The organism is Paenibacillus sp. FSL K6-1096, from assembly GCF_037977055.1.
In the GTDB taxonomy this organism is placed as follows: domain Bacteria; phylum Bacillota; class Bacilli; order Paenibacillales; family Paenibacillaceae; genus Paenibacillus_AQ.
The window spans coordinates 2,464,178-2,476,743 of record NZ_CP150274.1; the positions used below are offsets into that span (position 1 = coordinate 2,464,178).

Consider the following 12,566-nt stretch of genomic DNA (forward strand, 5'->3'; position numbering starts at 1 on the left):
ACCGATCCGCCTTATTTTCGACAAATTCTTAAGCGTGCTGTTCCGTCATCTTCAGGAACTCATTAATATCGGCTGTAATCAGGTCGGCTGCCCCCTGCCAGAAATCAGGCAGTGTCAGATCAACACCCAGATGCTTCGACACCAGCTGCTCCAGCGTCATGACCCCGGTATCCTGCAGCAGGCTGTCATATTTATCGGCAAAGGAGGCGCCTTCCTGCAGAGCAAGCCGGTACAAGCCGGTGCTGAACATATACCCGACGGTGTACGGGAAGTTATAGAACGGCACATCCGTGATATAGAAATGCAGCTTGGAGGCCCAGAAATGCGGGTGGTACTCCGAGAGAACCCCGCAGAAGGCCTCCTTCTGTGCTTCCACCATCAGACGGGACAGCTCCTCGCTGCTGACCAGCCCGGCCTTGCGCTGCTCGTAGAAGCGGGTCTCGAACAGGAAGCGGGCATGAATATTCATGAAGAAGGCCACGCTGTTCTGGATCTTCGCTTCCAGCAGAGCCAGCTTCTCTTCGGCGCTGTCTGCCGATTTCACCTGCGCATCGGCGACAATGACCTCCGCGAACGTCGAAGCCGTCTCGGCCACATTCATCGCATAATTCTGGTTGAAGTACGGCTGATCGTCCAGCAGGAAGGAGTGATAGGCGTGGCCCAGCTCATGCGCAAGCGTGGACACATTGGACGGAGTGCCGCTGTAAGTCATGAAGATGCGCGATTCCTTGCTCTCCGGGAACGATACACAGAAGCCACCTGGACGCTTGGCCGGACGGTCTTCGACCTCAATCCAGTTATTGTCGAAGGCATGTTCGGCGAAATCCGCCAGCTTCGGACTGAATTTGCGGAACTGGGTCACGATGTCGGCTGCTGCCTGATCGTAAGGGATTTTGCCGGAGGACTTGCCGACAGGGGCTTCAACATCAGCCCAGGCGAGCGATTCCAGGCCCAGCAGCTCCGCCTTGCGCTTCAGGTAGGATACCAGCGCCGGCTTATTCTTCGTAATCACATCCCACATGACATCAAGCGTCTCGCGCGACATCCGGTTGATGCTGAGCGGCTCCTTCAGCACATCCTCCCAGCCCCGGCCCTTGTACAGCTTCAGGCGGAAGCCGGCCAGATGGTTCAGGGTGTCTGCGCAATAGTCAGCGGCACCGCCCCAGGCCTCTTCCCATTTGCGGAACATCGTGCGGCGGACCTCAGGGTCCTCATCGGAGAGCTTGTTAAAGGCCTGCCCGGCGGACAGCAGCTTCTGGCCTTCTTCATCTTCAAAAGGAATCTTGATCTCGCCGACAATCGTCTCGTAATGCTCGCTCCAGCCATGGTAGCCGTCGACAGCCAGCTCAAGCGCCAGGCTCTCCAGCTCCGGGCTCATCTTCTCCCGGGCCTGATCCCGGCTCTCGCCGAGGACGAAGCTGAGCTGCGCAATCTCCGGACGGGCCATCCATCCGGCCCATACGTCATCCGGTGTCTCCCGCAGCACGTTGTCGAAGGCAGAGCTGATGCCCTCAAAGCCTGCACGCAGCCCCATCACCTTGGACGACAGCCGGACCGCCCCCTTGTCGAGCTGATTCTGGGCACCCAGACAGCCGGTGAACTCCGCTGCTTGTGTAAGGCGTCCCGCACAGCTCTGCAGCAGCTCAATCACGCTGTCCAGCTGCCGGGTCCCGTCCACATCCGCAGGGGCGGCTGCCGCAGCCACCTGTCCGCGCAGCTTCTCAATATCGGACGCAAGCTGGCTCAGGAAGCTCTCGAACTGCTGCGAGGCGGAGCCTCCCGCAAAAATCGAATCCAGCTCCCATGTCAGCGATAACGGTTGTTTCATATATGCTCACCATTCCTTTGCTTATATTGGTTTTCTTTTGTGTTTGCGGTGCTGCCATGGTAAAGTGAAGTTCAATACTCCACCAACAGCAAGGAGGGCCTTCCTGTGAAGCCACTGCAAATCTCGCCGGAGACGGCGGTTACCTTATCGAAGCAACTCGGCGTTCCGCTGGAGCACCTGATGCATATGCCCCAGCATATTTTGCTGCAAAAGATTGCTGAACTATCCAAGAAGACAGCCAGCGAGCCGGACGAAGGCAGCAGCTCCCCGGGCGGGCAGGAGCAGCAATGATTCCTTTCAGCCACACCTGGCCTTATGAGATCATTCTTGGGGATATGTACGTCCAGTATTGCCCGTTCTGCGGCCGGGAGAACGTCCTGCTGCCGATGCGGCCGAAGGAGCTTCAGAGCGTGCGTGAGGGCAAAAAAAAGCTGCTGGTCTTCCCCTGCTGCAGCGCCAGCCCTACCGTCGTCGACAACGACAATGACTATCTGCTGTTCGACCGGGCGGTCCGCTGATTCAAGGCAGCCGGCCCGCCGGTCCCTATACTGGGTAGAGGCACAGGAGATGAACTCTTCTGCGCCTCTTCCTGCTGCCTATGTAACGGAATGCAGCCCGTCCGGATCAGTATCCTCCCCGCGCATCTGCTCCCGCAGAATCGCCCACTGCTCGCGGGAAGCGCGGATCATCGCCGCGTCTACAATCCGCTGGTCGTTGACCACCCGGGAGAACCAGCGCACCGCAGCAGGGAATTCGCCGATCCGCCGGTTCAATTCCCCGATCAGATACATCAGGCGGGCATCATTGCCGCCGGACGAATCATTCTCGAACACCTTCACGTATTCATCCAGGGAATAGCGGAGGAACCGCTGCTCCTGCACCGTATTCCCCTGATACCGGTACAGCCAGGCAATATGATGGAGCAGGCTGGCGATAATCCGCTCCTTGTCATTGATGCTCTGGGCACAGATCAGGGCGAGCTTATAGGTCTCCAGAGCCTCCTCCCAGTTGCGCTTTTCCCCGAAGTCGCGGGGCTGCCAGCGTCTGCCGACCTGGGCCTCGAAGGACTTGCGCTGCCAGTCCGCCAGCTTGTCCGCCGAATTCTCCGTGGAGGCGAAGCCGCATTTGGGGCAGACCCGGACGACATAGTAATCGGGATTCTCCGCCTTGTAATAGGAGCAGAAGTCCGCATCGCGGCGGATGGCTTTTTTGAGGCTGGGACGGACTCTTGAGGTGGAGAATTCCTGTTCACAGTTACAGCAGGTAACCTTAATTGAGTAGAGCGGGATTAATTCCGGCACGGGTGCCCTCATCCTTTCACAACAACGCTTATTCTTGGGGCATATTGACAAAATGATGTGCAGGACCCGCCAGCCGGCTGAGCACGAACGAGCGCAGGGGCTCATCCACCCCGGTCTCTTCGAGCGCTTCCTTCATACAGCCGAGCCAATCATCCGCCCTCTCAGGCGTAATCGGCACATGCATATGCCTGGCCCGCATCATCGGATGGCCGTGCTGCTCCGAATAGAGTGCAGGGCCGCCGAAGAACTGGCTCAGGAACTGATATTGCTTCTCCAGCACTGGAGTAATATCTTCCGGGAATAACGGGCCGAGCTGGGGGTGAAGCTGCACCTTGGCGTAGAACACAGTAACCAGGCGATGGACTCCCTCAGCACCTCCCAGATTGTCATACAGGCTTGCATTCGGATTCATTGGAGGCTTCGCCTTCTTCCATATTAAACTAACCAGCGGTCGTTAATCATTATAACAAAAAATGCGCCTTACGGTTATCCCTGCCTAAAGACCCGCATCGCGAAACAAAATAACCCCACAAAGTGAGGCTTTAGCGTAGGTGGTGACTCAGGTACTTTGCGGGGACCCCAAAACATATAAATTCTAAAAAAAAGGCGCCGAACCGGAGTTCAGCGCTCTTGAGCTATTCAGTAGGTTCTAAATTCTTCATCACCAGGCGGGACAAGAGAGACCCGGATCACATATACAAAAGCACAAACGAGAACTCCGGCAACTACACTCATCACCATCACTCCATCCCTCAAAATCTTCGCAAAACAATGTGCATTGATTAAGTTTATATTATCATAATTTCAATGAAAAAGCACCGGTAAATGTAACCGTTTTCCACGTTTTTTTGTGCTGTTTGTCCAGCTTCCGGCATACATCTAAGCATAAGAACTGGAGGCGACAACCGATGATTCTGAACAAACATGCCGGTCTGCTGCTGGGGGGCGTAGTGGCCGGCTGTATGATGCTGATGCTGATTCACCCCATGGGCTCGCTGGATGCGGCGCTGCGCGGGCTTGCCGTCTGGTGGGACGTGCTGTTCCCCTCGCTGTTTCCGTTCTTCGTCATTTCAGAAATAATGCTGGGCTTCGGCATAGTCCATCTCTTCGGCGCGCTGCTAGATCCGCTGATGCGTCCGCTCTTCAATATACCCGGCAGCGGCGGGTTCGTCGCTGCCATGGGATATGTATCAGGATACCCCGTCGGCGCCAAATTAACCGCCAAGCTGCGCGAGCAGAACATGATCAGCCGCGTGGAGGGCGAGCGGCTTGTTGCCTTCACGACTTCTTCGGACCCGATTTTTCTGCTGGGCGCGGTATCGGTCGGCTTCTTTCATGATGCTTCGCTGGGGCTGGTGCTTGCCCTGGCCCACTACGGAAGCGGGCTGATTGTCGGCTTGCTGATGGCCTTCCATGGACGGAGCGGGTCAGGGGACCCGGACGGGGATGCCACTCTTCCAGCTGCTTCTGCTCCCACCGGGGGGCCTGGTCACGGAAGGCTGCGCACGGCGCTGAATGCGATGGCCGAAGCCCGCCGCAGTGACGGCAGGACGCTGGGAGAGCTGCTGAAGAGCGCCGTTGCCTCCTCCCTCCAGCTTATTATTGTGGTCGGCGGCCTGGTTGTCTTCTTCAATGTACTGATGGAGCTGCTCGCCCAAGCCGGTGTCATGTCCGCGCTGTTCAGCATGACCGGCGGGCTGCTCTCGCTGGCCGGCTTCCCGCAGGAACTCTCTGCCGCCCTGGTCAGCGGGCTGTTCGAGGTCACCCTCGGCGCGCGGTCGGCCGGGGAAGCGGCCGGAGGCATCCCCCTGCAGTTCAAGGCCGCAGCCGCAGCGTTCATTCTCTCCTGGGGCGGATTATCCGTCCATGCCCAGGTCGCCAGTATTCTGAACGGCACCGGCCTGCGGTATATTCCGTTCATGCTCGCCCGGCTCGTTCATGCCCTGCTCGCTACAGGCCTGCTGCTGCTGCTGTGGAAGCCTGTCACCGGCTCCGGCCTCGCCGCCTGGAGCGCGCTTCCTGCCGCCTACGGGCTGGCCGCGCCGCAGACCGCCTGGATCAGCAGCCTTCGCCTCTTCGGCCTGCTGCTGGCTATTCTGCTGGTTCTGTCCGGCCTGATCCTCACGCTCGGCAGGCTGCGGCGTCTGCTGGTCCGCCGGTAATTCATCTGCACCGCCCGGAATCGTCCGCTGATATTGTGTTCCGGGCCAAGATTGATTATGATCGGTGTATGACTGAATTGTTAAAGGAGCCTGTACATCTTGAGATACTATGTTCTGGACCGCGGAGATGAATTGTCCATTCAACTGGCGGAGCAATTTCACAAGCTGGCGGCCGGCCGGAATCTGGAGCTGGATGCCAAGTCTCCCGAAATCGTGATCTCGATCGGCGGTGACGGCACAATGCTGCACGCCTTCCACACGTTTATCGACCAGATCCCGAACCTGGCTTTTGTCGGCGTGCATACCGGCCATTTGGGCTTCTATGCGGACTGGCAGGCCGAAGAGCTGCCGAAGCTGATTGATTATATGTGCGGTGAAGTAGGCCCGCACCAGCCGCGAATCGTGAAGTATCCGCTGCTGGAACTGGAGATCCACAAGCAGTCCGGCTCAAGCTCCCATATTGCGCTGAATGAGTTCACCCTGAAGGGCGTAGACGGAACTGTCGTCATTCAGGTGGATATCAACGATGTTACCTTCGAGATGTTCCGCGGGGACGGGCTGTGTGTCTCCACCCCTTCCGGCAGCACCGCCTACAACAAAAGTCTGGGCGGCGCTATGGTGCACCCTTCGATCGAAGCGCTGCAGATTGCCGAAATTGCCTCGATCAACAACCGGGTATTCCGGACGATGGGCTCTCCGCTGCTGCTGCCGAAGCATCATCACTGCGACATCTTCTCGCGCAAGGACCAGCGGCTGCTGCTGACCATTGACCATAATAATATTCCTGTGGATGATCTGATCTCGGTACGCGCCCAGGTCTCCACCAAGAAAATCAGCTTCGCCCGCTACCGACCCTTCCCCTTCTGGAACCGTGTCCGTGAGGCCTTTCTGGTCTGACGCTGCCTAAGAAGGAAGCGGCTCTCCCGTCCGGGCCGGGCTTCAATTCTTACTGAGGCTATAGCCGGAGATGCCCTGCTTCTCCGGCTTTCTTATGCGGCCGCAGCCGGTTCTGCGGATACCTTACAGAATGAATGGACAGAGTGAAATTTCAGGTGGTATAATGATTCTATTTTACAAAGTTTGCTAATTGATGAAGGAGAGAATCTATTGAAGAAATTGTTGTCCCTGCTGGGCATCAGCCTGCTGGCCCTGGTGTTGGCCGTTCCGGCTTTTGCAGCAGACAAGCCCATTCAAGTCTATATTAACGGCAGCAGCCTCACCTTTGCAGCCGGAGCTCCCTATCTGAAGAACAATACGGTGCTTGTGCCGTTCCGGGCGATTTTTGAGAGGCTCGGGCTTAAGGTGCTGTGGGAGGCCCAGACGGGTACGGTCACCGGCACCGGCCCTGATCTGAATATCCGCCTGAAGGTTGGCAGCAAGCGTGCCAGCATCAACGGAACCGTCAAGCAGCTTACGGTTGCACCGGTCTCCTCAGCCGGTACGACTTACATACCGCTACGTTTCATTGCGGAAGCCACCGGAGGTACAGCGGTCTGGGAAGCCTCCAGCCGGAGCGTGAAGATTACCGTGCCGCAGTCCTCATCCGCGATGGAGCAGGAGGTCCAGGCACTCATCCATTTATCCAACAAGTACTACAATGAAGAACAGGCACAGAGCTTCTATTCGCTCACCGATGAACCGGACACTGCGGAAGCAGTAGCCCATATGAAGTCCCAGTTCGAGCTGTATGATCTACGCAATACGATCGACAGCCTGAAGATCCTTAGTCTTACCGGCAATTCAGCTACCGTTCACACGGTGGAACGATCCGTACGGACCGGCGGACGCTATGCCCCGGACGAGCAGTATGAGTATTTGTACACGCTGGTGTACAAGAACGGCAACTGGAGAATCTCCAGCATGGAGCTGCAGGATTCCACGGTCCTTCTAACCCGCGAGCAAGGGATGAAGCCGGTGGAGGCTCCCCAGAATGATGCCGCAGCGATTAAGAATACGGTGAGCGCGTACTACCAGAACATGACCGCCAAGAATGTGGCAGGCACTATGGCCGTGATGACCTCTTTTGGCGAGGAATATGATACGGCCAGCAAGGAAGAGCTGGAGGACTTTTTTGCAAACTACGGCCTTGGCTATTCCCTGGCTTCCGCGAATATCTACTACTATGCATCCGGCGAAGCGGCAGTCTATACTGAGGTCACCATCAGCGACAGTGAGTCGGAGGAGACCTACAACCAGTCCCTGATCTTCCTGTTGTCCCAGTCCGGCAGCGGGTCCTGGACCATCGATGATACGTATCATATCAGCTTCGATTCGGAGTAAGCCCGAACCTCAAATTTCATCTAAAGGATGTTGTGACACATGAAATCAGCCAAAATCATCAGCGCAGTCCTCAGCGGCTGTATGGCCTTATCCATCGCCTGGGCTCCTGCCGCTTCAGCGGCGGAAGCGTCCGAAGCAACCAAAGCGGAAGCCTCCAAAACCGATATCATCAATGAAATTATGCAATATCTTGAGTATTACAATGTGGAGGGCGTTGACCAGAATACGCTGATTCGCGGTGCTATTGACGGTATGGTGAACACGCTGGATGATCCGTACAGCCAATATTTCGACCGTGAGGAGGCCGCGGCCTTCGGCCATCAGGTGGACCTTGAATATGTCGGTATCGGCGTCCGGCTCATGTCAACGGCCAAAGAGCTCTACATCGAAGAGGTGATGAGCGGCTCACCGGCCGAGAAGGCCGGGCTGAAGCGCGGCGACTCTATCCTCAAGATCAACGGGGTACGGGTGGCCGATCTGGAAGGCGATGAGCTGAGCGGCCAAGCGGGCACCAAGGTGTCCCTGCTGATCCAGCGCAACGGGGCTAACAAGTCCTATACCATCACCCGCAGCGAAATCGCCACCACCTCGGTAACGAGCAAAATCATCGGCCCCAAAATCGCCTATATCGCCATCAACGGCTTCACGCAGACCGCCGACGAGGAATTCTCCGCAGCGCTGGATAAGATGCGTTCCGCGGGTATGAAATCTCTGGTGCTGGATCTGCGTGACAATACGGGCGGTTATATGGACAGTGCCCAGAATATTGTCTCCAAGTTCATGGATGCCGGGATTATGATGTATACCTCCGATCAGACCGGCGCCTTGAAGCCTGTAACGATCACTAACGGGAGCAAAATCGGCGTTCCGGTGGTCGTCCTGACCAATGAATATACCGCCAGCGCCTCCGAAGCCCTGACCGGTGCCCTGCGTGACAACAAGCTGGCAACCATTGTCGGCACACGCTCATACGGCAAGGCGCGGATTCAGAGTCTGATTCCGATGTCGGATGGCGGCGAGCTGAAGCTGACCACGATGAAGTATCTGACTCCGAACAAAGAGGACTTCAACCATATCGGGCTGGCGCCTGACATCGAGGTTAAGGGCAAAACCGCCCAGCTGATCACCGCCCTGCAGATTGCCGGCATGACCAGCATCACCCTCTCGGGTGACCATCATATTCTTGATATCAACGGCTCCGCTTTTGCCGGGAATGTCGGACTGATCAAGCAGGGAGATAAGGTGTATGCCGCCTCCCGCGTGCTGTCTGCCCTGGTGGAGAACGAGGTCTCCTGGGATGCCAAGAACAAGAAGGTGCTGCTCACCGCAGGAGCCGGCACCGTAGCCGGGTTCTCGCTGGCTTCCAAGGATGCGCTGTACCAGGACGGCGAGACCTTCATCGAGCTGAACGCCTTCAAGAAGAAGTTCCCGCAGCTGGTGTGGAGCTATGACGGGGCACAGAAGCAAGTGAAGTTGTCGGTAAAATAAACGGCTAAGCAAGTGGGGCTTCGGCGGTAGGGCGGTGGTCGAACGGGCCACGCACGGCCCACGCGCCCATGCCGCGCCGAATGTGATCGGTTTTTCGATTACATTTGGCCCACGCGCCCACGCCACGCCGAATGTGATCGGTTTTTCGGTTACATTGGACCCATGTGCCCGCACAGCGCCGAATGTAATCGGTTTTTCGATTACATTTGGGCCACGCGCCCACGCCACGCCGAATGTGATCGGTTTTTCGATTACATTGGACCCATGTGCCCACGCAGCGCCGAATGTGATCGGTTTTCCGCATACATTCGCATACATTTAGCGCAACAAGTGGAAACGGCTATGCCGTCCTTTGTAAGGACGGTATCGTTTCAGCGAGAAATATAAGGATAAGTTATGGTGTGAAACATATACATTCTTATATTTTCAAAAAGGACGGTCCCAAGCCATAACAGCTTGGACCGCCCTTTTTTTATACCCAGGCTTATCCCTGATTATTGTTCTTACCCTGATGCTCCTGCTTCTTGTTATCCTGTGCGTTCTGGTTATTCGGGTTATCCTGCCTGCCGCCTCTGCCGGGATGGTTCTCCCGGTTCTGCCGTGAGTTAGAATTGCCCTGATTGCCGCCGCTCTGGCCCCGGCCCTGGAACTCTTTGTGGTTCTTCTTGCCCTGGCCGTCCTTGTTGCGGTGATTGCGGCTCTGATGCTCACGCACCGGCCGCTCTCTCGTTGCGGACTCACGGCCGGAGCCGCCTGCCGTATCTCTGTCCCGGCCAGCCCCTTTGGACTGCGGTTCCCGGAGCTCCTTCACCTGCACCACCGGCGCAGCGGCCTGCTCCAGTTCTTCGTCAGCTCCGCGCTCCGGGACCTCCTTGGTCAGCACATCCTTGTAGCTTCCCTCCTGCGGCGCTTCCTTCAGCTTATGCAGCACGAAATACGCGCAGCCGAAGTTGCAGTATTCGTTAATATAATCCACCATGCCGGAGATCGCCGTATCGCGGCTGACCTTGGGGTGATTATCACGATAAAAGCCCTTGAGGCGCAGCTGGCTGTAGCCCCAGTCGCCAACGATATAATCGTAGCGGTCCAGCACCTCGCTGTATCTTCCGCGGAATGCCTCGGGATTCCAGCCGTCCTTATGATCGAGCATCAGCTCGTAACCTTTTCCACCTATAACGATCAAGCGTGTGTCGCCTGCCTTTCAAAATAAAGTACTCCGGGAAGTTAAGCCTTAAGGCCTACTCTGCCTGCTGCAGAGAACGCGCCTCGCGGGCCACAGCGGCCGACTTCACCTGCTCATGGGCACGATACGAGCTGCGCACCAGCGGACCGGCCTCCACATGGCTGAAGCCGCGCTTCAGGCCCTCTTCCTTCAGCTTCGCGAATTCCTCGGGCGGATAATACTTCTCCACATTCAGATGCTTCGGGGAAGGCTGGAGATATTGCCCTAATGTCAATATATCACAATCTACAGCTCTAAGGTCATCCATCGCCTGAAGAATCTCGTCCCATTCCTCACCGACACCAAGCATGATGCTCGATTTCGTCGGAATCTCCGGCTTCATCTCCTTAGCCCGGCGCAGCAGCTCCAGGGAACGGCGGTACTTGGCTCTCGCCCGCACACGGTCCGACATCCGCTCCACCGTCTCAATATTGTGGTTGAGAATATCCGGACGGCTCTCCATTACAATCGCCAGGCTCTCGCGGTCACCCAGGAAATCCGGGATCAGCACCTCGATGCTGCACAGCGGAAGGCGCTTACGGATGGCGGCAACCGTTCCGGCAAAAATCGACGCTCCCCCATCCTTCAGATCATCGCGGGCCACACTGGTCACCACGCAATGCTTCAGCTGCATCCCTTCCGCCGCTTCGGCGACACGTTCCGGCTCCTGCAGGTCAAGCTCGGTTGGCAGGCCTGTATTAACGGCGCAGAACCGGCACGCACGGGTACAAATATCCCCCAGAATCATGAAGGTTGCTGTACGGCTGGCCCAGCATTCGTAAATATTCGGGCAGCGCGCTTCCTCACATACGGTATGCAGCGTCTTGGACCGCATCATGCCCTTGATTTCCTGATACTCTTCACCGGTGGTTAACTTGATTTTGATCCAGTCTGGCTTGGGCTGTTTGGCTGTTCGATTAGTCAAAGTGATGAGACCCCGCTTTCACTGAAGTTCTGTTTCATTGTCAAAAGTTTGCTGCCTCATATTATAGCATGTGGAGTAGGCAATTGCCTGTTTTTGTGAACCTTCCGGCCCGGGGGATAAAAATGGCGCGTTTGCTTCAATCTATAGAAAAGCACCCGGCAAGGTGCCGTCTTCGCAAGCAGAACGATGATGAATACGCCCAAACGTACGCAGGAGGTTGAGATCATGCTGGCCTTATTAACGAATTCCTACACCCGCAGAACACTGCTCTGCATATCTGCCGCTGCCTTGCTCTGGAGCAGCAGTCCTGCCGGTAACGCCGGGGCTGCCCGTTCTTCGGCAGCGCCGAATGTTAAAGCTCCTGCGGCGGCCCCCGTCCCGAAAGACGCTGCGGCTGCAGCCCGCATGGAGCTGTATGAGCAGATGAGCGCCGCCACCGGAATTCCCTGGTTCCGGTTCGCAGCCATCGATCAATATGAACGGACCATCGGCAGAATCAAAAAAAGCCCGCCGGCCGCAGAAGCAGATTCTGCGGCCGCCAAGGCCAGGCTTACCGGGATTCATATCCCCGCTCCAGTATGGGCCGGTCCGCTCAATCCCAACCAGGAGGATCAGCAGCAGGATTCAATCCGCTTCTTCGGCGGCTTCGGATGGGACGGATCAGGAGACGGCCTCGCTGACCCCGGGAATGACGCCGATGTGCTGTACAGCATGGCCAGACATCTGCTGAAGTACGGAAATTCCCCCAGCGACTTCAGTATCGCGGTCTGGGAATATTACCATAACGGGCGGGCCGCCCAGCGGATAGCCCAGTTCTCGAAGCTATATGAGCATTTCGGACGCCTGGACCTGGCAGGCAGCGCCTTCCCGCTGCCGATCGGCACCAACTATGCCTACCGCAGCACCTGGGGAACCGCCCGGGGCTGGGGCGGCGTGCGCATCCATGAAGGCACCGATCTGTTCGCGCCGCATGGCCTGACCGTCCGCAGCACCTGCTACGGGGTAGTGGAGACCAAGGGCTGGAACCGTTATGGCGGATGGCGGATCGGTATCCGTGACATCGAGAACCGCTACCACTACTATGCCCATCTGACAGGCTTTGAGAAGTCTCTGCAGCGGGGGGACATTGTAGTTCCGGGCCAGACCATCGGCTGGGTCGGCAGCTCCGGCTACGGCAATCCCGGTACCCAGGGCAAATTCCCGCCCCATCTGCACTATGGCATCTACCGCGACCGGGGAATCACGGAATGGGCCTTCGATCCCTACCCGCTGCTCAAGCAGTGGGAGAACCAGGAATTCCGGCAGCTGCGGTCCAACAAGAAAAAGTAATCCGCACAAGTGGAAACGGCTTTGCCGTCCT

General features: G+C 57.1%; 12 protein-coding genes. 7 read left to right on the forward strand and 5 right to left on the reverse strand.

Annotated elements, in window-relative coordinates; genetic code table 11:
* Positions 1-28 precede the first annotated feature (28 nt).
* Complete coding sequence (locus MHI24_RS10775) at positions 29-1,828, reverse strand: M3 family oligoendopeptidase (protein WP_340025631.1); 1,800 nt, start codon at positions 1,826-1,828, stop codon at positions 29-31.
* 105 nt (positions 1,829-1,933) lie between these two features.
* Between MHI24_RS10775 and MHI24_RS10780 the strand changes: the two genes are divergently transcribed.
* Positions 1,934-2,119 (forward strand): YycC family protein, encoded by a 186-nt coding sequence (locus MHI24_RS10780; RefSeq protein ID WP_340025632.1) that lies wholly within the window; start codon positions 1,934-1,936, stop codon positions 2,117-2,119.
* Positions 2,116-2,346 (forward strand): hypothetical protein, encoded by a 231-nt coding sequence (locus MHI24_RS10785; protein WP_340025633.1) that lies wholly within the window; start codon positions 2,116-2,118, stop codon positions 2,344-2,346. Before MHI24_RS10780 ends, MHI24_RS10785 begins: the two co-directional genes overlap by 4 nt.
* Positions 2,347-2,424: 78 nt before the next feature.
* Here the strand turns inward: MHI24_RS10785 and MHI24_RS10790 are convergent, their stop codons facing one another.
* Together MHI24_RS10790 and MHI24_RS10795 are read right to left on the reverse strand one after the other, a co-directional pair.
* Entirely contained in the window at positions 2,425-3,129 is a 705-nt protein-coding gene (locus tag MHI24_RS10790; protein ID WP_340025634.1) for a DUF2225 domain-containing protein, read from the reverse strand.
* Between the two features lie 28 nt (positions 3,130-3,157).
* Complete coding sequence (locus MHI24_RS10795) at positions 3,158-3,541, reverse strand: globin (RefSeq protein WP_340025635.1); 384 nt, start codon at positions 3,539-3,541, stop codon at positions 3,158-3,160.
* 496 nt (positions 3,542-4,037) lie between these two features.
* Here MHI24_RS10795 and ylbJ point away from each other — a divergent pair, with 496 nt between their 5' ends.
* The 4 genes from ylbJ to MHI24_RS10815 all read left to right on the forward strand — a co-directional run bounded on the left by ylbJ (position 4,038) and on the right by MHI24_RS10815 (position 9,059).
* Positions 4,038-5,291, forward strand: a complete 1,254-nt coding sequence (gene ylbJ / locus MHI24_RS10800) for a sporulation integral membrane protein YlbJ (protein WP_340025636.1) — start codon at positions 4,038-4,040, stop codon at positions 5,289-5,291.
* Between the two features lie 99 nt (positions 5,292-5,390).
* Entirely contained in the window at positions 5,391-6,188 is a 798-nt protein-coding gene (locus MHI24_RS10805) for an NAD kinase (protein ID WP_340025637.1), read from the forward strand.
* 210 nt (positions 6,189-6,398) lie between these two features.
* Entirely contained in the window at positions 6,399-7,571 is a 1,173-nt protein-coding gene (locus MHI24_RS10810) for a copper amine oxidase N-terminal domain-containing protein (RefSeq protein ID WP_340025638.1), read from the forward strand.
* A gap of 39 nt (positions 7,572-7,610) precedes the next feature.
* A complete protein-coding gene (locus MHI24_RS10815) occupies positions 7,611-9,059 on the forward strand; it encodes a S41 family peptidase (protein WP_340025639.1) in 1,449 nt (482 codons plus the stop codon).
* A 484-nt stretch (positions 9,060-9,543) separates the two neighbouring features.
* Here the strand turns inward: MHI24_RS10815 and MHI24_RS10820 are convergent, their stop codons facing one another.
* Together MHI24_RS10820 and lipA are read right to left on the reverse strand one after the other, a co-directional pair.
* Positions 9,544-10,242, reverse strand: a complete 699-nt coding sequence (locus MHI24_RS10820; protein ID WP_340025640.1) for a YutD-like domain-containing protein — start codon at positions 10,240-10,242, stop codon at positions 9,544-9,546.
* Between the two features lie 55 nt (positions 10,243-10,297).
* Complete coding sequence (gene lipA / locus MHI24_RS10825) at positions 10,298-11,206, reverse strand: lipoyl synthase (protein WP_340025641.1); 909 nt, start codon at positions 11,204-11,206, stop codon at positions 10,298-10,300.
* 225 nt (positions 11,207-11,431) lie between these two features.
* Between lipA and MHI24_RS10830 the strand changes: the two genes are divergently transcribed.
* Positions 11,432-12,535 carry a M23 family metallopeptidase gene (locus MHI24_RS10830; protein WP_340025642.1) on the forward strand — a complete coding sequence of 368 codons (1,104 nt, stop codon included), beginning with the start codon at positions 11,432-11,434 and terminating at the stop codon, positions 12,533-12,535.
* The last annotated feature ends 31 nt before the right edge of the window (positions 12,536-12,566 follow it).